Below are 21,467 nucleotides of genomic sequence, written 5' to 3' on the forward strand. Positions count from 1 at the left end.
AAAATGATAAGCAGCATCTGAGTATAAGATACTGCTTATCAGAAGTGATTATTTTCCGCCGTGGTTGGCTTCAATATTTTTGTTAATCGAATTGACAGCACTGTCAAGCGCAGACTTTGCATCGGCTTTCCCGGTCACTAATGTTTGTAAGCTGTCAGCCATTGGTTTCCAAACCTCGGCCATTTCTGGAATGTTCGGCATTGGAACTGCCACTTGGGATTGTTCAGCTACTGCTTTTGCTCCTTCGTTCTCAGCAATTGCCGGTTCCTCTACTAAAGCAACGTTTGTTGGAACCTCTGAAGTTTGTTCATAACGGTATAATGCATTTTCATCGTTTGTCATGTACTCAATAAATGTGGACGCCCATTCTTGATTTTTAGAAAAAGCTGATACATGCCATCCTTTTACACCCATGAATGTTTTCATCGGCTCTCCACTTTCAAATTTAGGAAGTGGGGCAACACCAATGTCAATACCTGCATCTTTATAAGGCTGAAATGCCCAAGGACCGTTCATGACATAAGCTACTTTCCCTTCATTAAATAAACCGTCTAAAGCAGAACCGCCATTTTCACCAATAATTCCTTTAGGGAATAATCCTTCTTCATACCATTTTTGAATGTATTCAGCACCCTTTACAGCGCCTTCGTTATTTAAACCAACATCCTTAGGATCTAACACGCCTTCGTTTTCCTGGAATACATATCCACCCATACCGCCGATTACAGAATGGGCGAAGTAATAGTTATCAAATAATGCTAAAAACCCGTATTGCTCCCCTGATGTAAGCTCTTTAGCTTTTTCATATAACTCCTCCATTGTTGCAGGCACTTCGTCTGCAAGAGCTTTGTTGTAGATGAGTACAGGAGTTTCAGAAGCCTTTGGTAAACCATATAATTTGCCATCGTAGGTTTCTGCTAAAATAGAAGATTCAGAGAAACGGTCCTTTACTTCTTGCTCAACGTTTAATTCAGCTATCAAACCTTCCGTTACAACCTGGCCAACCTGGTCATGCGGGAGTGTTACAATATCTGGTCCTGTTCCGGCAGGACCGTCTAAGCGAAGAGAATCACGCATTTTAGTAGCCATCTCTACTTCTTTCACTTCAATTTTAATTCCATGCTCTTTTTCAAAATCAGCTGCAACTTTATCTAACCAGCCTGCTTTCTTTTCATCTTCCCAAACAACTAATTTTTCAGGCTTAGCAGCCTCTTCCCCTTTTGTATCACCTTCGCTGCTTCCACCTGTTTCTTTTTGTGCGTCAGGACCGCATGCAGCAAGTACGCCTAAAACAAGAAGCAGCATCATAAACAGTGATAAGATTTTTTTCACATTGACCCCTCCTAAAATATGAATCTTGCTTATTCATTTGCACAAACGTTTGCACATTTAGTAAAAAATTTTTATTAAAGTTAAGCGATTACACTTAGAAGTGAAAACGATTGCACAACCTAATTTAATTATAGCGCCTATTTTTGTTTTGACAAGCATTTTTTGCAAACGCTTTAAACATCTTTAAATTAAGTATATTTTAATAGAATGAACAATATCCTTCTTTTTTTCGTATTAATTGCTAATTGACTTTAACAGCGCTTTCAAATAATCTTTAATAAGAATCATTTTTTAGAGCAAACGATTGCATTACTATAGGAGGAGAAAAAAGTGATAAAACAAGCAATCTACCACAGACCTAAAAATCAATACGCCTATGCCTATGATAAAGAAACATTGCACATTCAGCTTCGGACAGGGAGGAATGATGCAGAAGCTGTACAGCTCATTCATGGAGATCCTTATTTCTGGATTGAAAAAAGCTGGCAAGTTCAAAGAGCAGCAATGAAAAAAGTAGCGCAGGATGACCTGTTTGATTATTGGTTTATTGCAATAAAGCCTCCATTTCGGCGTCTTCGGTACGGATTTGAACTTTCAAACAAACAAGAAACAATTATTTATACAGAAAAAGGATTTTACGAGAAAGCACCTTTAGACGATACCGCTTATTATTTTTGTTTTCCTTTTATAAATGAAATGGATGTATTTGAGGCACCGGAATGGGTGAAAGATACAATTTGGTATCAAATCTTTCCTGAAAGGTTTGCAAATGGAAACAAGGACAATGATCCTGAAGGTGTTTTAGAATGGGGGACTGCAAAACCATCGAGCTCTAACTTTTTTGGAGGGGATCTTAAAGGTGTTATTGATCACCTTGATTACCTCTGTGATCTAGGGATTAGCGGCATTTATTTCACCCCTATTTTTAAAGCATATTCAAACCATAAATATGACACGATTGATTACATGGAGATTGATCCTCAGTTCGGCGATAAAAAAACATTTAAACGACTGGTGGAGGAATGTCATAAGCGTGGAATAAAAGTCATGCTGGATGCGGTATTTAATCACAGCGGGTATTTCTTCCCTCCTTTTCAAGATGTCTTAAAAAACCAAGAGAATTCCCGTTATAAAAATTGGTTTCATATTCGTGAATTCCCGATTGTAACAGAGCCTTATCCTAACTATGATACATTCGCATTTGCTAAAAGTATGCCTAAATTAAATACGGAAAACCATGAAGTTAAAGAGTATTTATTAGAGGTGGGGCGCTATTGGGTACGTGAATTCAATATAGATGGATGGCGGCTTGATGTAGCCAATGAAATCGACCATACTTTTTGGAGGGAATTTAGAAAAGCTGTAAAAGAAGTGAAAAAAGATGTCTATATATTAGGGGAAATTTGGCATGACTCCATGCCATGGCTGCATGGGGACCAATTTGATGCCGTTATGAATTATCCGTTCACTACCGGGGCTCTTCAATATTTTGCAAAAGATGAAATCAATGCTGAGGAATTTTCCCACATTATTCAAAAAGTCCTGCAATCCTATCCGAAAAATGTAAACGAAGTAGCTTTTAACTTGCTGGGAAGTCATGATACTCCGAGAATTTTAACGATTGCAAATGGGGAAAAACAAAAAATAAAACTGCTGCTCGCTTTTCAACTAAGCTTCATTGGTACCCCTTGTATATATTATGGAGATGAAATTGGTTTAACAGGAGATCAGGATCCAGAATGCCGGAAATGTATGGAATGGATTGAAGACAAACAAGACCGTGACCTGTATAACCATGTTCAAAAGCTTATTAGTTTAAGGAAAAATTTTCGTGTTTTTGGAAACCATGGACAATTTAACTTTGTTGAAGCAAACAAGGATACGAATCACATCGTTTATACAAAAGAGAATGCTGACCACCTATTCATTTCAGCCATGAATCATTCAGATCAAGAGATTGAAATTACACTTCCTTTTGAATTAAAAGACAAAACGATTAGGGATCTTTGGACAAATGAAGAATTTTCTGTGAAGGAAAGCAATCTTTCTATTACATTAGAAGCTTATGGATTTAGGTTTTTATTAATTCAAAAATAACCAATAAATAAACCTGAGGGTATTATCTGCCATCAGGTTATTTTCATTTAAAGGATTTTTCATAAATTTATTACAATTATTTATAAAAACTAGAATGTATAAAAGAAGTCACTGGATTTTTTGGGAACTTTCTGTTCATTTTATCGTATAGAAAATTAGAACTAACATTTAAGGAGTGAGTTCGATGATGCTTCCAGAGTGTACGAATTGCAAACAAAGCCTGAACTATAAAGAGACATTTCTAAACTCATTTAAACTAAAACCGAGATGTCGTAAGTGCGGCAGCAGACTGTACTTAACAACTAAATCCAGACAAAAGCAATCCTTTATTAGTGTTATTACACTGATAATGTGGGGCGTCATGACAGGTCTCTTTCCGCATAATCTTATATTTAATATTCTTTTCATCTTAATACTAGCTATTCTAATATTTCTAATAACGCCTTTTTATACCGAATACTCAAATGAAGAAGAGCCGATGTTTTAATGGTTGAAAAAGGTTTGTTAGAAGCAAACTTAATGTCATCTATAGAATATCACTTAAAATCTTCAGATAAATAAGTTCTGCCTCCTTCATGTTCTCCCCATAGTGAGTCAATCATTCTATTTTCTCGAATGTTATTTGCCCATGCAAAATAGCTTAATAGTATTTTTAATAGTGGTCAAATCCAAGCAAGCCCTAATTTAAAAATTTGGTTGATCTGCAGCAAGATCTGCTGCTTCCTAAATTCATCTCCTTTCTAGCTTTATAATTTTTAGAAAATTCATAAATATTATTGATTTTTCTCATAATCCATGGTTAAATGAAAGGGAAGTTAAGTGGTTGGGTCACTCAACCAAAGATCCGTTGGGAGGGATTTTTCATGAGTTATGACATGAATGTCGCAACGAAGTCAAACAGCGAAGATAGACAGAGCACTGCCGCTCACAAGTTTCTGATCCACAATAAAGGGGATCATGTAGGAGTTGCTACTTCTGACATGAAAGCCGGGGAAAGAGTTGTAGGCGTTTACATGGATGATGGGTCAACAGTGGAGGTAGTGTCTAAAGGTGATGTTCCATTAGGTCACAAAATTGCCTTGATCCAATTAGAGGAAAATGAACCTGTGTTCAAGTATGGCATACAAATAGGTTTGACGACTTGTAAATGGGAAATCGGGGATTATGTACACACTCACAACATTAAAACGGCGAGGTGGTAAACATGGAACAACAATTGTATGGTTATCGCAGAGAAAACGGTCAAGTTGGTATTCGTAATCATGTCATTATTTTACCTGTAGATGATATTTCAAATGCAGCGTGCGAAGCTGTAGCAAGCCATGTAAAAGGAACTCTCGCCCTTCCTCATGCGTATGGAAGACTTCAATACGGCGAGGATTTAGAATTGCATTTTCGAACAATGATTGGGACTGGAGCTAATGCAAATGTGGCTGCAGTAATCGTCATCGGAATTGAGGAGAATTGGTCGAAGAAGATTGCAGGTGGGATTGCCAAGACCGGCAAACCAGTCTCCTATTTCTCAATAGAAGGAAACGGAGATTTTGAAACAGTCCGCAAGGCTTCTTGGAAAGCGAAGGAATATGTTCAGTGGGCTTCAGAGCTGCAGAAGGAACCTGTAGACCTAAACGAATTGGTCATTAGCATTAAATGCGGAGAGTCTGATACAACGACAGGGCTTGGTTCATGCCCAACCGTTTCACAGGCAGTTGACCGTACAATCGAAGCCGGGGGAACGGTGTTCTTTGGTGAAACATCTGAATTGACTGGTGGAGAACATTTGATCATGGATCGCATGGCTACTCCTGAGCTAAAAGAGAAATTCACTGCAATTTACAACGACTATGTTGGTGAAATTGAATCAAAAGGCGTTGATTTGCTGGGAAGCCAGCCAACACAGGGAAATATTGCAGGAGGATTATCTACCATCGAGGAAAAAGCATTAGGCAATATCGCCAAGACAGGTACAAAAGAAGTGATTGGTGTACTAGACCCAGCAGAAGCGCCTGAAAATGGAAAAGGTCTATATTTTATGGATACATCTTCTGCTGCAGCTGAGTGTATTACATTAATGGCTGCGGGCGGGGCTGTTCTTCACCTCTTCCCTACAGGCCAAGGCAATATTATTGGAAATCCGATCGTACCGGTTATTAAAATCACTGCTAACCCTAACACAGCAAGTTCTATGAGTGAGCACATTGATGTAGATGTCAAAGGACTGCTTTCTCGCGAAATGAACTTAAAAGAAGCCGGTGATTCGTTAATGAATTACATATATCGGGTAGTTAATGGGAGACTAACATGTGCCGAAGCCCTTGGACACAGAGAGTTTGTCATGACTAAACTTTATCGGAGTGCTTAAAAATGGGCTGATTCAAGAGGAGAAAGGGCTTGTAAACCTGATCTGGCCGTAGTGAAGATTATGTTTAGCCGCCTATACTCCCTGAGTCAGCTCTCTTTCTTGATGAGAAAAGGAAGCAGAAAGACCCGAAGTAATTAGCCATTCACCGAATGATATGATTTGAACATCACTTATCAATCAAATACAGCAATCTATTTAAAAAGGATCTAAATCTATTTGGGTGAGGTGAACAATTTGAAAGTGCTGGTGACAGAAGTAATGTGGGAAAAAGGGCTGCAGGAATTAAAAGAGTTCGGCCTTGAAGTTGTCTATAATGAGAGCTTATGGAAAGATCGAGAAGAGCTGTTAAACACTCTTCACCTATATGATGGGTTAATTGTCAGAAATCAAACAAAAGTAGATCAGGAGCTTTTATCTGCAGCACTTCATTTAAAGGTAATTGGACGCTTGGGGGTTGGCCTTGACAATATTGATGTAAAAGCAGCAAAAAATCATGGAGCTAAGGTCGTCTATGCAAGAAACGCGAATGCTACCTCTGTTGCCGAATATGTGATGACAGCTATTTTATCGGCAAGCCGCCCACTGCTTTTAGCAGATCAGGATATTCGTGAGGGAGGTTGGGATCGAAAAAGATTTACAGGTGAGGAAATTTCCAATAAAACAATTGGTCTGATCGGATTGGGAGAAATCGCTCACCGTGTAGCAAAAAGAGCGAATTCCTTCGGTATGAAAGTGATTGGCTTTGATCCATTTATGACTGATTATGAACACATTATTTCTGAAACAGGAGTAGAAAAATATTCTTCATTAAAGGAAGTATTGCATCAATCCGATTTTATATCCATTCATGTCCCTTTAACGGCTGACACGAAGCATCTGATTTCACATAAGGAGCTTGATTCAATGAAAGCAAATTCCTATCTTCTTAACACATCAAGAGGAGGTATTATTGACGAATCAGCTTTAACCGATGCTTTGGTCGCAAATAAAATTGCCGGGGCTTATATAGATGTCTTGGAAGAAGAGCCGATAAATCCGTCTCACCCGCTTTTGCAATGCAAAAATGCCATTTTGACTCCGCATATTGCTGGTCTTACAAATGAGTCCCAAACAAGAACCTCGTTATTAATTGCACAAGAAGTAGGAAAATTATTAAAGGGCGGTCATTCCTTATGCTTAGTTTAAATTTCGATTTATTGCTGAGACCCTTTTAAAAAATAACGGCAATCGGTGAACCGCGATTGCTTCTAGTCTCGCCTTTAACCTCCCGCCTCGGGAAATACTGTAACATTTAAATGATAGACTTAAATTACAATAACAACTAATTAAGCAAAAATTCACAAAGTAAGAATGGAGCGAAGCAGCATGAAGCTTTCTTTTGATCGTAAAGGGATTTCAGAACAGGTAGCAGATCATATTAAACAAGTCATTCAAGACGGAAAATATAAAGTTGGAGAAAAAATTCCCGGCGAAAGAGAAATGGCTGCAGAACTTGAAGTAAGCCGCAATACTGTGAGAGAAGCATATAAAATTTTAGAAGCGTATGGCTATGTGATTGCAAGACACGGCACAGGAGTGTTTGTAGCATCTGAGGAAGAACAAATTCGGAAAATGACAGGTTCCTTTTTTGTCACTTCAGATCAAGTAAAGGATCTTTTTGCTGTCAGAAAAATTTTGGAGGACAGCACTGTAGAATGGGCCATTTTAAATTCGTCCGAGCAGGAAATTGAAGAGCTCAGCAGGATTGTTTTCCAGGCAAAAAACGCGGCAAATGCTGCAGTAGTGGATTTCCAGCAGCTCTCTGAACTTGACCATAAGTTTCATCTTGTCCTGGCAAAGATGGCTCAGAATTCGGTATTGAACCGGATTATGCATAACTTGATTGATTTGCTCGGCAAATCAAGAATGCAGTCCATTCAAATCCCTGGAAGAGCCATCCAATCAATTGAAGAGCATGAAGAGATTGTGAAAGCGATTAAAACGAAAAACATTTCAGACGCAAAAAAACATATGACTCATCACCTTGAGAGTGTGGAAGAATCCATCACAAACAGTTTAAAAAGAAAGGATGAGTAAAGCTTGAGAACATATCAAGCAAAAGATCTGAAAAAGTTTTGTACAAACATTCTCTTAAAAATGAACGTTCCCAAAGAAGATGCTGCTGTTACAGCAGAAGCATTAGTTCAAGCAAATCTTGAAGGAGTTGACAGCCACGGAATCAGCAGGCTGTCCATTTACTCGGAGCGGGTCATGGAGGGCAGGATTAACCCGAACCCCAGAATGGAAATAAAGCAAAAAAGCCACTCCGTATTAGTCGTAAATGGGGATAATGGATTAGGGCAGGCAGTAGCCTATCACTCTCTCAAAAAAGGGATTAAGCTAGCTAAAGACTCTGGAATTTGCGCCATCGGCATTAACAATAGTAACCATTTTGGAACCGCTTCTTACTATTGCCAGTTAGCATGCAAAGAAAATCTCGGTATGATTGGATTTACAAACTCCCCTCCAGGGATCGCACCGTGGGGCGGAAAAAAAGCTTTTTTTGGAACAAACCCGATTGCCTTTGGTTTTCCAAGAAAAGATCAGCCGCCAGTAGTGATTGACTTGTCAACTAGTATTGTAGCAAGAGGAAAGATAATTTTAGCCGCTAAGCAAGGGGAGGCGATTCCTGATGGCTGGGCTATGGACGAAAATGGAGAGGAAACAAATGATCCGGTGAAGGCTCTCAAAGGAGCCGTATTGCCATTAGGCGGAGCGAAGGGATCTGCTCTGGCCCTCGCTGTCGAAATATTAACAGGAGTATTGTCTGGTGCTGCTTTTGGTCCCCATATTCAAAACATTTATGATGATCAAGCTGACGCCCCAGCAAATGTAGGTCATTTTTTTATTCTGATAGATATTGAAAAATTTATGCCTTACGAGCAATTTGAGCATTATTTGAGTATGCTTCTTGATGAAATGAAACATATTGCGACTGTACCGGGCGTAGAAGAAATTCGGTATCCCGGTGAAAGAAGAGCTAGAGAATATAGCATTAAGAAGGAACAAGGAATTGCTCTTTCTTCTCAAGTTGAACAGGAGCTATCCTCTCTAGCAAATGAACTAGACGTCATCTTCCCTACCTCTAATCAACAAAATGAGTTTGCCTAAAAGAAAGATTACGATAAAAGTAGAAAGAGTTTATTCAAGTTTAAAATGAGGAAGTGTCTTCATGCAGGCTGAAAAAGTGAATAGTAATACTTCCTTTCCCCATCAAAAAGTAAAACTAGACGGCCTACCTAAATATAAAGGGTATCTTCAGGGTTTATTTTTAACAAGCATGATAGCCTTTATATCGACACAGCTTGTTCAATTTCCTGTTTTATCTGTTATGGGGTCAATGATCATTGCTATTTTAATCGGCATGGGTTGGAAGGTACTATTAAATTATGAAACGAGCGCCGAAAAAGGGATTACCTTCAGCAGTAAAATTCTGCTTAGGGCAGGAATTATTTTACTTGGCGTCCGGTTAGAATTAACTCAAATTATTAAAGAAGGACCAATGATTCTTTTGATAGATGTTTCTGTTGTGGCTATTACGATGGCAGTCATGCTGGGAATAGGAAAACTGTTAAAAATGGATCGACACCTCTCAGCTCTTATTTCTGTCGGAACAGCTGTTTGCGGAGCTGCTGCGATCATGGCTGTGGCCCCGGTCATTCATTGCAGAAAAGAATATAATGCCTTGGCCGTCGCTTATATTGCGATTTTTGGCACAATTGGAGCTTTACTCTATATCTTCTTCTTTCAGCTCACAGATGCCGATCCATACTTATACGGAATTTTCTCCGGGGCTACACTGCATGAGCTTGCTCACGTTATAGCTGCAAGTACCCCAGGAGGAAACATATCCATTGACTCAGCGATGATGGTCAAATTGGGAAGAGTAGCATTATTAGTCCCAGTAGCTCTCCTTTTAGGACATTTCTTTTCACCTATGAATAAAACAAAAAAATCATTCCGCGACCTCCCTATTCCATGGTTTATTTTCGGATTTTTGTTCATGAGTATCATTGGAACGGCAGGAGTGATTCCTTCCTTTTTAATCGAACCTATCACATACTTAAGTACATTTCTATTAACGATGGCAATGGCCGGACTTGGCTTAAGCACCAAATTCAGTGAATTTAAAAAGGCTGGCTGGAGACCTAGTATTCTTGGATTTATTGGGTTTAGTACACTGGTAGGACTAGGATTCATTTTGCTGTTGTTCCTATAGAATGATAACTTAAAGCAAAGCATTGTTGCTATACGAGCACAATGCTTTTTTGAATTTAACTGTGGAAAGTTAATTTAAATCCAACATTTAATAACTTATCCTTAAATAAAAAAGAGCCGTTAAATAGTCTCTAATTTTACTAGACTTTTTAATGGCTCTTTTAATGAATTAATTTAGATTTTCATAATACCACCAGTGCTGGCAGATGTAACAAGCTTAGAGTAACGAGCTAAATAGCCTGTTTTGATTTTTGGTTCAAAGCCTTTCCAGTTTGCTTTTCGTTGCTCCCATTCTTCCTCAGGAACTTTAACATCCATTGTCCGCTTTTCAATGTCAATAACAATATGATCCCCTTTTTGAACAAATGCAAGCGGTCCGCCTTCTGCTGCTTCTGGTGAGACATGACCGATAGATAGACCACGAGAAGCACCTGAGAAACGTCCGTCTGTTACAAGGGCTACCTTTGCTCCTAAGCCCATACCGACAATTTGGGAAGTTGGTGCTAACATTTCCGGCATACCAGGTCCGCCTTTTGGTCCCTCATAGCGAATGATGACAACATGTCCCTCTTTAATTTGTCCACCAGCAATACCTGCTAAAGCCTCATCTTGTGAATCAAAGACAATGGCTGGTCCCTCGTGGAAAGTAATTCCGTCTTGGCCCCCCCCTGTTTTAATAATTGCACCATCTGGGGCAATGTTACCAAATAATACTGCAAGTCCTCCCTTTTCTGAGAACGGATTATCGATTGAATGAATCACATTGTTGTCTTTCACATCGCAACCGGCGATGTTTTCCCCAAGTGTTTTTCCTGTCACTGTTATGACATCAAGATGAAGTGCATCCTCTTTTTTGGATAATTCATTTAATGCAGCGGATACTCCCCCAGCTTCATGCAAATCTTCAATATGAACGTCTGATGCTGGCGCAAGCTTTGAAAGATGCGGCACACGCGCTGCTACCTCATTGATTCGTTTAAGCGGATAGTCTATACCTGCTTCGTTTGCAAGGGCAAGCGTGTGTAAAACCGTATTCGTTGATCCACCGAGTGCCATATCAAGGGCAAATGCTTTATCAATTGCTTTCTCTGTCACGATATCACGCGGCTTTAAATCCAAATCAATTAATTTCATTAACTGACTAGCTGAGCGTTTAACAAATTCTTTACGCTCCGGTGCCACTGCTAAAATGGTTCCGTTTCCTGGCAGAGCTAGTCCAAGTGCCTCTGCCAAGCAGTTCATAGAGTTAGCAGTGAACATTCCGGAACAAGAGCCACATGTTGGACATCCAAACTGCTCAAGCTCTAGAAGACCTTCTCCATCAAGGTTTCCTGCCTGATAAGCACCTACTCCTTCAAATACAGAAGAAAGGGAGATTTTCCGGCCATCCTTTGTACGACCGGCTGCCATTGGACCACCACTAACAAAAACCGACGGAATATTTAAGCGCATAGCAGCCATCATCATACCCCTCAACAAGTATTTCTTTATACTACTATTTGACACCAACTAATTTCTATTTTACTCTCACTACAACCTTGTCAAAAACATAGATATCTCCGGAATATAAGTAATGATCATTAAATCAAAAGCCAGCAGAAAAATAAACGGGATAACAGCTTTGATAAGCTTATCAAATGAAACATTTGCCACTCCTTGTATGATAAACAAATCAAGTCCCACAGGTGGGGTGATTAGCCCTATCGCTAAATTGACTACCATGACAACTCCAAGAAACACAGGATCAATTCCCACGCTGACTGCTATTGGAAGAAGTAAAGGTGTCAGGATCGTGATGGCTGCAGAAGCGTTTAAAAAACATCCAGCTATAAATAAGATCACGTTAATCATGAGCAAAATGAGAATCTGGTTGTCCGTTATCCCGACAACAAGCGAGGTCAGCATTTGTGGAATTTGTTCAGCTGTAATAAACCAGCCGAACAGGTTAGCGGCAGCAATAATAAACATCACCATCGCTGTCATTTTTCCTGCTCTTAGGAAGGTGCCAGGCACCTCTTTCCAGTCAAGATCTTTATAGATAAACTTACTGACTAGAAAGGCGTAAGCTGCAGCTACTGCACCTGCTTCAGTCGGAGTAAAAATACCTCCTCTAATCCCGAAAATGATGATAAATGGTAAAAATAAGGCTAGAAGTCCTTCTTTAAATGCTTTTCGAAACGTAATCAGCTCGAACTTTGTACTTTTTTCACTATAGGCTTTTTTACTTGTCAGCCAATAATTCATGATCATAATTGAAATTCCTATAATGATTCCCGGTATGATCCCTGCAGTAAATAAATCTCCAATTGATACTCCTGCGGTAACTCCGTAAACAATCATCGGTATACTTGGCGGGATGACAACAGCAATTGTACCTGCTGTTGCAATTGTTGCGGCAGAAAAGCCTTTGTCATAGCCCTTTTCCTCCATCATCGGGATCATCATTTTCCCCACAGCGGCCGTATCAGCAGCACCTGAGCCTGATATGCCTGCAAAAAACATGCTTGTTAAAGTAGACACCTGGGCTAATCCTGATTTAATCCAGCCAACACACGCAAAAGCAAAAGCTGCAATCCTTTTTGCCATACTGCCCGCCATCATAAATTCGCCTGCAAGCATAAAAAATGGAATTGCCAATAGCGAAAAGGAATCAACAGCTGTGAATAACCGTTGAGGAACTACCTCTAATGGAATGAAGTAAATACTCGTCAAGATTCCCGCAATTGATGCAATTGACAGTGAAATAGCAATCGGAACTCCGATAATCATCAGAATAAGCAGAACAGAAAAAATAATTAAAATCATATTTTTCCTCCTTTTTATGTCGTCACATTTTTGGAAATCATTTTTTCTTCTGTTAACGGCTTAGGGACTTTATAATCGGAAACCCATGCTGCGAAATGGGCGGCTGAATGAACTAGACAAATAAGGGAACAAAAGAATATAGACATATAAACGGTTGTCATGTTGATATTCAAAGAAGGGGATACTTGTAAACTAGTAGTTTTTAATATAGCAGCACCAAGATATATGAGAAGGATAAAGAAAGAAGCATTGATACATTCAATGATAAAAATAAGCCGTTTTTGCCAAACCTTTGGCAAATAGAGTAACAATAACTCTACATGGGCATGGCCTTTTTCTTTATAAACTGTACCGATTCCAAGAAAGACGATCCATACAAATAAATACCTAATTAACTCTTCAATCCAAGTAAAATTAAATAATCCGAAATCTACTGCCGGGAGAACCTGCGCTAAAAAAGGACTGTTAATGATATACCTCGAGAACACCTGATAGACTGTAGCGAGAAATGCAACGATAAAAAAAGCGATCATCAAATAACAGGAAAACTTATTTATTGTTCGGCTCATCTTTTGAACAAAAATCAAATTAATCAGCCCCTTCGCTTTTATCTTTAATTCTTTCAATTAAATCCTTGCCAATTGATGCTTCGAATTGCTTATATACTGGTTCAACCGCTTTTTTAAATGATTTAATATCAGGATTTTCTTCTACTTGCATCCCAGCCTCTTTAAGGTCGTTTAAATATGTAGCCTCCTCTTTTTTGGAAAACTCACGCTCAAAGTCTGTCGCTTCACGTGAAGCTTCCAAGACAACGGTTTGCAAATCACCAGGCATTTTTTCAAAAATTGTTTTACTCATTAAAAATACAGCAGCATCATAATTATGTGCAGTCAAAGTAAGATATGGCTGCACTTCATCAAATTTGTTTAGTGATATTTGTGCAAGAGGATTTTCCTGCCCATCTACAACTCCCTGTTCTAAAGCTGTATACAACTCGCCAAAGGGAATAGGAACAGCATTTGAATCTAATGCTTTTACAAATGCCAAATAAGGCGGTGATTCCTGCACACGAATTTTCAAACCTTTCGCATCACTAGCTGTTTTTATCGGCCTAACGTTGTTTGTCATGTGCCTCCAGCCATTTTCCATGAAAGCGAGATTTATGATTCCTGCCTTATCCAAATCTTTGGAAATCTCTTCTCCTATCTCACCATCAAGAACTTTTATCGCGTGTTCCCTGCTTTCAAAAAGATAAGGCATATTCAATACGTTAAACTTCGGAGCAAAATTGGTAATCGGTGCAACTGAACCAATGTGAAAATGAATAGATCCTAATTGAATCCCTTCTACCTGATCCCGCCCATTTCCTAATTGACTGCTTGGAAAAATGTCTACGCGAATACTTCCATCTGATTCTTCTTCAACTAACTTTTTGAATTTTAACGCTCCTTGATGATAAGGATGTGTTTCCCCTTGCAGGTGTCCTAAACGCAGAACAAATTCTGCATCAGTTGCGGAAGTTATTTTACTTTCTGAAAGTTTTGCACAGCCGCTTACCACGAAAAGTACGAATGTGGATAAAATACATATCCACTTTTTCATGTACGCTCCCCCCTTAGATTTTTTGAAAGCCCTTTCATTTTATATTGGCCTAGTGACCCAACCACAAAGTGCTCAATAGTTATTAAACCATAAAATAAAGCGAAAATCAAACGAATTTTCAGATTATTGAAACTACTAAAACGTATAGTAAAATCCAATGCTGCCCCCTTTATAGCAAAAAGGTCCTTAACAGAAGTTAAGGACCTTTGGTTTTCCAATCGGTCAAATGAAATATAAGTATTGTATTCACTCATATTATACATTATTCCTATCATTTTACAAGGAATTATACTATAAAAAAGAGCAAACTAACTAATAACGATTTAACGGGTTCACTTGAACTGGATTTTTGACGAATCAGCCATCTAAAGCTGATGATCATAGAAATATATAAGAGCCCGGCAAAACCATACCAGCTATTTCTGCAAACTAGTTTGCAGAAACAGCTGAGACTGGAAGCAATCGGTGGTTACCGACTGCTTTTCATTTTGTTCATTGTATTCATCTCTTAGTTTAGAATTTTATTAAAAGATTTTGTCCCAAGCCTTTCCCACTCTTCTCTTAGAACCCCATACCTCATAGAATCATAATGTTTTCCCTGGTATAGTCGGCACTTTCTAAGCCTGCCTTCAAGTGTGAAACCAAGCTTTTCTGCACATTTCATCATCCTCGCGTTACCTGACCATGTTGTTAGGCCCACCCTGACAAGCGGCAGATTATCGAATAAATAAGAAATCCATAAAGTTAGTGCCTCTGTTCCATACCCTTCGCTCCAATAGGAGGGATCATATATCGCAATCCCCGACTCTAACCAATAGGATGGTTGGTGTTCCCAATAAAATGAGACGATACCAATTACCTTTCCTTTTACTTCTATGGCTGTTCTGCTAGGAATTTGATTAATCGGTTGAATATACATTTCATATTGATCACAAAAATCACGATAGCTTAGTTTGCCGAGCGGAAAATACGGAGCATCCCACTTTTTCCATTCAGGGTTCTCTACTCCATAAATATAGTGATAAAGGCCAGGTAAATCTTCCTTTTTGATTGAACGAATCGTTACCCTGTTTCCTGTTTTTATCATAATAAGCTCCTTTATCGATTTCTTCGATTAACTATTTTCCTATATTCTAACGGAGAAATTCCTTCAAGTCTCTTAAAGAGTTTTGAAAAATAAGTGGAATCTGAAATGCCTACCTCTGAAGAAATCGATGCCATCTTGTAATCAGTTGTAACTAAAAGGCGCTTTGATTGCGTAATCCTGTATTTATTTAAATAGGAATTTGGCGTCATTCCAATTGTTTTTTGCATACATCTCGTAATGTAGTCTTGATGAAAATGAAGCTCTCTTGCCAGGTCTTCCATTTTTATATCAGATTGATAGTTTTTGCGAATGTAATTAATAGTGGCCTCTACTACTTTTTCTGCAGCAGATGGAATTTGGAGGGCTTCTTTCTGAATATGCAGCAGGAGCTCTTCAAAGTCCATTTGTTGTCTCAAAGGCGCATCAGGGGTCTGTTGAGAGATATACACTAGATTTTCAAGCAATTTTTCAAAAAACTCTACATGTTTAATCTCTCCAAATCGTGGGATTTTGAATTGGAATACAGTCGGACTTTCAAACGTCCCTTCCCTGATTTTCACATCACCCCAATGTTCATTTCCTTCTTCAACTAATTGATAATCCTTTTGAATTGAAAAATGAAGCCAAAATGTTTCCGTATTTTCCTTGGATTCATTATGTCCATAATGTTCTAACCCTGGAACTAAAATGATATATTGACCTGCTTTAACCGAATAGGGTACTTTATTTTCTGTCATAAACAATTCACCTGATCGGACATAAAGCATATCAAAAACGGTAAATGTCCGCTTAAAATGTCTGGTTCCTTTTTTATGCACATATTCTCCAGCTTTAATATAGGCTGGAAAAGGCGGAATATTAAATGAAATATAACCCATTTTTCTCCCCTATCTTTCAAGTCGTATTTTTCCAAAAATAATCGGATTCTTCTCTTTTTATTCTATAGCAATCATTATACACTAATAGACGTTTGAATTGACTTTATGTGAAGGGGCGAGAAAAATGAAGAAAGACATTTCAAATCGTAAATTGACATTATTCGCTCTTACTTGGCCTATTTTTATCGAACTATTTCTTCATATGTTAATGGGAAATGCGGATACATTAATGTTAAGCCAATACTCAGATGACTCGGTAGCAGCTGTAGGGGTAGCAAATCAGATTCTGAATTTAATCATTGTCATGTTTGGTTTTATTGCAACAGGAACAACTATTTTAATTGCACAAAGTCTTGGTGCGAATCAAAAGAAAGAAGCGATTGAAATTTCCTATATGTCCATTGCTGCAAACTTTATAAGCGGATTATTTATAGGGATAATCGTATTTTTATCTAGTAATCAAATTCTGAAAATGATGGATCTTCCAATTGAATTAATACCAGATGGATCCATTTATTTAAAAATTGTCGGAGGCCTTTCTGTTGTTCAGGCATTAATTATGACGATTGGTGCCGTTATAAGAAGCTATGGATTTACAAGGGATACGATGTACGTCACAATAGGAATGAATATTATAAATGTGATTGGTAATTATCTATTTATTTTTGGTCCATTTGGTTTTCCGGTATTAGGGGTACAAGGAGTGGCTATTTCTACAGTCGTTTCAAGGGTTATCGGTTTAATCGTGATCACGCTGATCTTAGTAAAAAGAGTAGACCTGTCCTTAAGGTTAAAAAAGCTATTTACTGTCCCGATCTATCATTTGAAAAACTTATTAAAGATTGGTATTCCCTCTGCTGGAGAACACCTTTCATATAATACTTCACAAATGGTCATTACATTTTTTGTAACAATGCTTGGTGCAGAAGCTCTCACGACAAAAGTTTACGCCCAAAATTTAATGATGTTTATCTTTTTGTTCAGTATGGCAATAAGTCAGGGAACCCAAATCTTAATTGGCCACCACATTGGAGCCAGAGATTATGACAGTGCTTATAAGAGATGTATGAGAAGCCTTTATTTCGCCATTGCACTCTCAATTGGAATGGGCATTGTTTTTAGCTTCTTTTCCGAACAGCTCTTCTCTATTTTCACAGATAGCCAAAGTATTATTTCAGTAGGCTCCATATTAATTCTGCTGACTATTATTCTTGAGCCTGGCCGTGCATTCAATATGGTGATTATAAATTCTTTACGGGCAGCAGGGGATGTAAAGTTTCCTGTCTATGTAGGAATATTATCAATGTGGGGTGTAGGTGTGCCAATCGCCTATTATTTTGGCATACATTTAGGCTATGGCCTGGTCGGAGTGTGGCTCTCTTTTATTGCAGATGAGTGGTTAAGAGGCATTCTCATGTATTTTCGCTGGAAATCAAAGGTTTGGGTAAATAAAGGATTTGTCCATGCAAAATCTCAGGCTTCAATAGAAAAACGCAAGACATCTCTACAAGCATAAAGCAAACCGGCTGCTACTAAAACATTACTATATAAATCACATGAACTAAAATTACAACGAAAGGTCTGAATCTACTTTAAGATTCAGACCTTTTCATTTATTCATCAATATCGATTCTGTATGTTTCAAACCAAACATGAATTTGAGCTAAATGGGCAAGTAGTTGCGGTCCATTCATGAGCTGACCAAACCATGGTACCTGAAAGGCACTGCCATCCGTTGCTAGCAGCTCATCAAGCTCTTTTTTATTCAGAAAAGTATGCAAAGCAGAATCCTTTTGCCGAAGAAGGGTTTGCAGCCATTGTTTTACAAGCTTTGTATATTCAGGGTTGTGTGTCTTTGGATATGGACTTTTTTTACGGTACAAAACGTCATTTGGAAGAACCTTTTCAAGGGCTTTACGCAAAATCCCCTTCTCCCTGTTATTATGCATTTTCATTTCCCATGGAATATTCCACACATATTCTACTAATCGATGATCTGCAAAAGGAACCCTTACCTCAAGACTTGCTCCCATGCTCATTCTGTCCTTTCGATCAAGCAATGTTGTCATAAACCAAATCATATTTAAATAGAATAATTGTCTTCTTCTTGTTTCTGTTTCTGATTCTCCATCTAATAAGGGAGTTTCCTGAATCGTTTCCAGATATCGAGATTTCACATACTCTTTAAGATTTAATTTCTTTTGCCACTCTTCTGTTAAAAGACCAATTCTGGCATCTGTTGACCTCATCCATGGAAAGGCCTCGGCTGCAAGGTCTTCAGGACGATGGAACCATGGATAGCCTCCAAATATTTCGTCGGCACACTCACCTGAGAGTCCAACTACAAAATCCCTTTTAATTTCCCGGCAAAACCATAGCAAAGAAGAATCAATGTCTGCCATTCCAGGCAAATCACGAACATGGACGGCTTCAGTCAAATAATCAGCTAGATTCTTTTGAGAGATAACCGAACGATGATGGATGGTGCCGAACGTATCGCTCATTAAATTGATGAAATAGCCATCAGAGTTAGGTTGAAATTCATTTTCTTTGAAAAACTTATCATTATCCTCATAGTCGATGGAAAATGTATAAAGAGGGCCTTTTCCTTGCTTATCGAATTCTTTTGAAGCGATGGCAGTTATCGCACTTGAATCTACCCCTCCGGACAAAAATGTACAGACCGGAACATCTGAAACAAGCTGGCGGATAACTGCATCCTCGAATAAGAAACGAACCTTTTCAACTGTCTCATCAAACGTATCCTGATGATTTTCACTCTTTACATTCCAATATCTCCAGATCTTTGTTCCTTCTTTCGAAAACTTCATGCCATGTGAAGGCCTTAATTCTTTTAATCCTTTAAAAACTCCTGTACCAGGGGTTCTGGATGGTCCTAGACCAAAAATTTCTGCTAATCCCTCTCGATTAACAACGGCCTCTGTTTCAGGATGCTTTAGGATCGCTTTTAGCTCTGAAGCAAAAAGGAGAGATCCATTTTCCTCCATGAAAAATAAGGGTTTTACTCCTAGCCGGTCACGCGCAAGAAATAGGGTTTCTTTCTTTGAATCCCAAATTCCAAAAGCGAAAATTCCATTTAAATAGTCTAGACACCCCTCTCCCCACTCCATATAGGAACTAAGCAGAACCTCTGTATCAGAATGTCCTTGGAAAGAGTATCCGCGCTTTAACAGCTCTTTCCGAATATCTTCTGTATTGTAAAGCTCTCCATTGTAACAAATGGTGTATTGTGCACCGCTTTTTGTCCTGGACATTGGCTGCTTTCCACAGACAGGATCTACCACTACCAACCGCTTATGGCCAAATAAGACATTCCCTTCTCCCCACACGTTCGTATCATCAGGCCCGCGTTTCGAGAGAGTTTCTGTCATATCTTTCATGATGTCCATCTCGTTTTGCAAGTTCTTCTTAAAATCGACCCAGCCTGCAATCCCACACATGAATGATCAACCCCTTTTATTATTTAATCGGACTTCCAAGGCAATCTCACACCAGCAATTTGCAATTGACCAGTCCTGCTAATGATTGGAGCGATTCAGTCCATTCATTCTAAAAATTCTCCTCTGTATCCTGCCAATTTCCGTGCTAATTCAACCAATTCTCAGGTTTATCCAGCCAATTTCTGTACTAATTCAACCAATTCTCCAGTTTATCCGGCCAATCCCTGTGTTAATTCACCCAAGCTCCCCAGTTTATACGGCCAATTCCTGTTCTAATTCACCAAAGCCCCCAGTTTATCCGGTCTATTCTGCTAATCCTCCAGCTTCGCCTTCAAGTCATTCTTCTTTGTAAGCTGTATCTATTGTATGCAAGCTTCAAAAATAGTTGTTATGTCCATCTGCATAAAGTAGGCTCGATTTGGTTAAAACGAAGACTACAACCAGTTTGAGGAGGAGCATTATGCAATCACAGATACGCAAAAAGGTTTTACAAGATCAAGAACGCAGCTATCAAGCTGGAAAGGTTTTGCATAAAGATAATCAATATTTGTTTTATGATGATGTACTAGATGATGTTCAATTATTGGAGTATGTTGTTGAAGAAGAAATGGAGATCCTCGTTAATTTAGAGTGGCAAAAGGGGATGTGGAAGGGTGCTGGTAAGGTTCATCTTCCTTTTGGGAACTATGATCTTAAAGAGGGAGATTTCATTCGCTTAAAAAAAGACCTTCCTTATGCTTTGAATAAAATGCTTGAAGCCATTCCTGATGAGACCTTTTTAAAATTGGTGCAGCAGCTAAACTCATGGGGGTTTTCAGTATATGACTGTATTTACAACTACAATCAACTTCTTTTTATGGAGAAAAAAACGTTCAAAAAAGGAGTATCATTTTACCAGTTTGACAATGAAGAAAGTGTTTGTGCTCTGCAGCACCATTTTGAACGAGGCATGAGGAATAAGGACCGTTTTGAATTTACGACGAGTCGCGGCAAACAATCGGTCATTTCAGTTTTTTACTGAATTAGGTGGTACCAGGTAATTTCGGTACCTGGTACCGTTCAAAAATTAAAAAAATTGGAAACCTAACGGCAATCTAAAGCCAAGTAAGAGCGTCAATATTAGAACGATAACAAATTGGATCCAGAAAGCTTTCGTAGACTTTCCTTTTTTGTTGCGAACAAGTATCAATTCCATCATCACAACAGTCCACAAGCCGAAAACGATTTTACCAATATATTCTCCACTGATTTGAAACAAACCAAGGACAATCTGAACGCCTGTGACAATGATTAAAATATATAGGACTCTTAAAATCATGTGCAAAATTTTAGCAGGCTTTTCTTTACCGGCATTCATCATGGCATTTGTTACAAAAAATAAGATGATCGCAAGCAGCCAAGAGGTAATATGGGCATGTGTCATTCGAAAATTTCCTCCTCTATCAGTCAGTGATTGACAACCCTATCTTACCATGATTTATTTGGAAGCAGAAATGAAAAAACTGTGTCTATTGTATTCTTTTCACTTGTAAGCTATTATTGTAGTATTTAGATTGAAAATTATTAATACTTTTACTCTTTCT

18 protein-coding genes and 1 pseudogene are annotated in these 21,467 nt (G+C 38.6%); 10 read left to right on the forward strand and 9 right to left on the reverse strand.

Features of this window, described 5'->3' with window-relative positions; translation table 11 throughout:
- Window positions 1-48 precede the first annotated feature (48 nt).
- Window positions 49-1,332: an extracellular solute-binding protein gene (locus IC621_RS10170; protein ID WP_318153025.1), complete on the reverse strand. Its 1,284-nt coding sequence runs from the start codon at window positions 1,330-1,332 to the stop codon at window positions 49-51.
- A 330-nt stretch (window positions 1,333-1,662) separates the two neighbouring features.
- On the opposite strand from IC621_RS10170, the gene IC621_RS10175 reads away from it, so the two are divergent.
- From IC621_RS10175 to IC621_RS10210, 8 genes are all read left to right on the forward strand, one after another.
- Window positions 1,663-3,429 carry an alpha-glycosidase gene (locus IC621_RS10175; protein ID WP_191158193.1) on the forward strand — a complete coding sequence of 589 codons (1,767 nt, stop codon included), beginning with the start codon at window positions 1,663-1,665 and terminating at the stop codon, window positions 3,427-3,429.
- A gap of 184 nt (window positions 3,430-3,613) precedes the next feature.
- A complete protein-coding gene (locus IC621_RS10180; protein WP_191158194.1) occupies window positions 3,614-3,916 on the forward strand; it encodes a TIGR04104 family putative zinc finger protein in 303 nt (100 codons plus the stop codon).
- 376 nt (window positions 3,917-4,292) lie between these two features.
- Window positions 4,293-4,631, forward strand: coding sequence for a UxaA family hydrolase (locus tag IC621_RS10185; protein ID WP_224752448.1), 339 nt, complete (start codon window positions 4,293-4,295; stop codon window positions 4,629-4,631).
- Window positions 4,632-4,633: 2 nt separating this feature from the next.
- Window positions 4,634-5,791: a UxaA family hydrolase gene (locus tag IC621_RS10190; RefSeq protein WP_191158195.1), complete on the forward strand. Its 1,158-nt coding sequence runs from the start codon at window positions 4,634-4,636 to the stop codon at window positions 5,789-5,791.
- A gap of 240 nt (window positions 5,792-6,031) precedes the next feature.
- Window positions 6,032-6,976, forward strand: a complete 945-nt coding sequence (locus tag IC621_RS10195; RefSeq protein WP_318153029.1) for a hydroxyacid dehydrogenase — start codon at window positions 6,032-6,034, stop codon at window positions 6,974-6,976.
- A 180-nt stretch (window positions 6,977-7,156) separates the two neighbouring features.
- Complete coding sequence (locus tag IC621_RS10200) at window positions 7,157-7,867, forward strand: FadR/GntR family transcriptional regulator (RefSeq protein ID WP_191158197.1); 711 nt, start codon at window positions 7,157-7,159, stop codon at window positions 7,865-7,867.
- 3 nt (window positions 7,868-7,870) lie between these two features.
- A complete protein-coding gene (locus IC621_RS10205) occupies window positions 7,871-8,941 on the forward strand; it encodes an Ldh family oxidoreductase (RefSeq protein WP_191158198.1) in 1,071 nt (356 codons plus the stop codon).
- A gap of 61 nt (window positions 8,942-9,002) precedes the next feature.
- A complete protein-coding gene (locus IC621_RS10210; RefSeq protein ID WP_191158199.1) occupies window positions 9,003-10,049 on the forward strand; it encodes a YeiH family protein in 1,047 nt (348 codons plus the stop codon).
- Window positions 10,050-10,222: 173 nt separating this feature from the next.
- Here the strand turns inward: IC621_RS10210 and ilvD are convergent.
- From ilvD to IC621_RS10240, 6 genes and pseudogenes are all read right to left on the reverse strand, one after another.
- A pseudogene (gene ilvD / locus IC621_RS10215) lies at window positions 10,223-11,518 on the reverse strand (dihydroxy-acid dehydratase); the annotation flags it as partial.
- A 60-nt stretch (window positions 11,519-11,578) separates the two neighbouring features.
- The gene (locus tag IC621_RS10220) at window positions 11,579-12,853 is read right to left on the reverse strand and encodes a TRAP transporter large permease (RefSeq protein ID WP_191158200.1); all 1,275 of its coding nucleotides are present in this window, start codon (window positions 12,851-12,853) and stop codon (window positions 11,579-11,581) included.
- 14 nt (window positions 12,854-12,867) lie between these two features.
- Window positions 12,868-13,440 (reverse strand): TRAP transporter small permease, encoded by a 573-nt coding sequence (locus IC621_RS10225; RefSeq protein WP_191158201.1) that lies wholly within the window; start codon window positions 13,438-13,440, stop codon window positions 12,868-12,870.
- 1 nt (window position 13,441) lies between these two features.
- Complete coding sequence (locus tag IC621_RS10230; protein WP_191158202.1) at window positions 13,442-14,458, reverse strand: TRAP transporter substrate-binding protein; 1,017 nt, start codon at window positions 14,456-14,458, stop codon at window positions 13,442-13,444.
- A gap of 508 nt (window positions 14,459-14,966) precedes the next feature.
- Window positions 14,967-15,545 carry a GNAT family N-acetyltransferase gene (locus IC621_RS10235; protein ID WP_191158203.1) on the reverse strand — a complete coding sequence of 193 codons (579 nt, stop codon included), beginning with the start codon at window positions 15,543-15,545 and terminating at the stop codon, window positions 14,967-14,969.
- A gap of 11 nt (window positions 15,546-15,556) precedes the next feature.
- The gene (locus IC621_RS10240) at window positions 15,557-16,423 is read right to left on the reverse strand and encodes a helix-turn-helix transcriptional regulator (protein WP_191158204.1); all 867 of its coding nucleotides are present in this window, start codon (window positions 16,421-16,423) and stop codon (window positions 15,557-15,559) included.
- Window positions 16,424-16,547: 124 nt separating this feature from the next.
- Here IC621_RS10240 and IC621_RS10245 point away from each other — a divergent pair, with 124 nt between their 5' ends.
- The gene (locus tag IC621_RS10245) at window positions 16,548-17,939 is read left to right on the forward strand and encodes an MATE family efflux transporter (RefSeq protein WP_191158205.1); all 1,392 of its coding nucleotides are present in this window, start codon (window positions 16,548-16,550) and stop codon (window positions 17,937-17,939) included.
- A 97-nt stretch (window positions 17,940-18,036) separates the two neighbouring features.
- Here IC621_RS10245 and asnB read toward each other — a convergent pair whose 3' ends face one another.
- The gene (gene asnB / locus IC621_RS10250) at window positions 18,037-19,884 is read right to left on the reverse strand and encodes an asparagine synthase (glutamine-hydrolyzing) (RefSeq protein WP_191158206.1); all 1,848 of its coding nucleotides are present in this window, start codon (window positions 19,882-19,884) and stop codon (window positions 18,037-18,039) included.
- 460 nt (window positions 19,885-20,344) lie between these two features.
- Between asnB and IC621_RS10255 the strand changes: the two genes are divergently transcribed.
- On the forward strand, window positions 20,345-20,905 hold the full coding sequence (locus tag IC621_RS10255) for a DUF2777 family protein (RefSeq protein ID WP_191158207.1): 561 nt from the start codon (window positions 20,345-20,347) through the stop codon (window positions 20,903-20,905).
- Between the two features lie 45 nt (window positions 20,906-20,950).
- Here IC621_RS10255 and IC621_RS10260 read toward each other — a convergent pair whose 3' ends face one another.
- Window positions 20,951-21,307, reverse strand: a complete 357-nt coding sequence (locus IC621_RS10260; RefSeq protein ID WP_191158208.1) for a YisL family protein — start codon at window positions 21,305-21,307, stop codon at window positions 20,951-20,953.
- Between the last annotated feature and the right edge of the window lie 160 nt (window positions 21,308-21,467).

Source organism: Metabacillus arenae, assembly GCF_014773385.1.
GTDB classification, from domain to species: Bacteria; Bacillota; Bacilli; order Bacillales; family Bacillaceae; genus Metabacillus_D; species Metabacillus_D arenae.

Bases quoted from the DNA above. Each gene is read 5' to 3' on its own strand.
- IC621_RS10180 (WP_191158194.1), top strand. From the start codon at position 3,614: ATGATGCTTCCAGAGTGTACGAATTGCAAACAAAGCCTGAACTATAAA.
- IC621_RS10185 (WP_224752448.1), top strand. From the start codon at position 4,293: ATGAGTTATGACATGAATGTCGCAACGAAGTCAAACAGCGAAGATAGA.
- IC621_RS10190 (WP_191158195.1), top strand. From the start codon at position 4,634: ATGGAACAACAATTGTATGGTTATCGCAGAGAAAACGGTCAAGTTGGT.
- IC621_RS10200 (WP_191158197.1), top strand. From the start codon at position 7,157: ATGAAGCTTTCTTTTGATCGTAAAGGGATTTCAGAACAGGTAGCAGAT.
- IC621_RS10210 (WP_191158199.1), top strand. From the start codon at position 9,003: ATGCAGGCTGAAAAAGTGAATAGTAATACTTCCTTTCCCCATCAAAAA.
- IC621_RS10220 (WP_191158200.1), bottom strand. From the start codon at position 12,853: ATGATTTTAATTATTTTTTCTGTTCTGCTTATTCTGATGATTATCGGA.
- IC621_RS10230 (WP_191158202.1), bottom strand. From the start codon at position 14,458: ATGAAAAAGTGGATATGTATTTTATCCACATTCGTACTTTTCGTGGTA.
- IC621_RS10235 (WP_191158203.1), bottom strand. From the start codon at position 15,545: ATGATAAAAACAGGAAACAGGGTAACGATTCGTTCAATCAAAAAGGAA.
- IC621_RS10240 (WP_191158204.1), bottom strand. From the start codon at position 16,423: ATGGGTTATATTTCATTTAATATTCCGCCTTTTCCAGCCTATATTAAA.
- IC621_RS10245 (WP_191158205.1), top strand. From the start codon at position 16,548: ATGAAGAAAGACATTTCAAATCGTAAATTGACATTATTCGCTCTTACT.
- asnB (WP_191158206.1), bottom strand. From the start codon at position 19,884: ATGTGTGGGATTGCAGGCTGGGTCGATTTTAAGAAGAACTTGCAAAAC.
- IC621_RS10255 (WP_191158207.1), top strand. From the start codon at position 20,345: ATGCAATCACAGATACGCAAAAAGGTTTTACAAGATCAAGAACGCAGC.
- IC621_RS10260 (WP_191158208.1), bottom strand. From the start codon at position 21,307: ATGACACATGCCCATATTACCTCTTGGCTGCTTGCGATCATCTTATTT.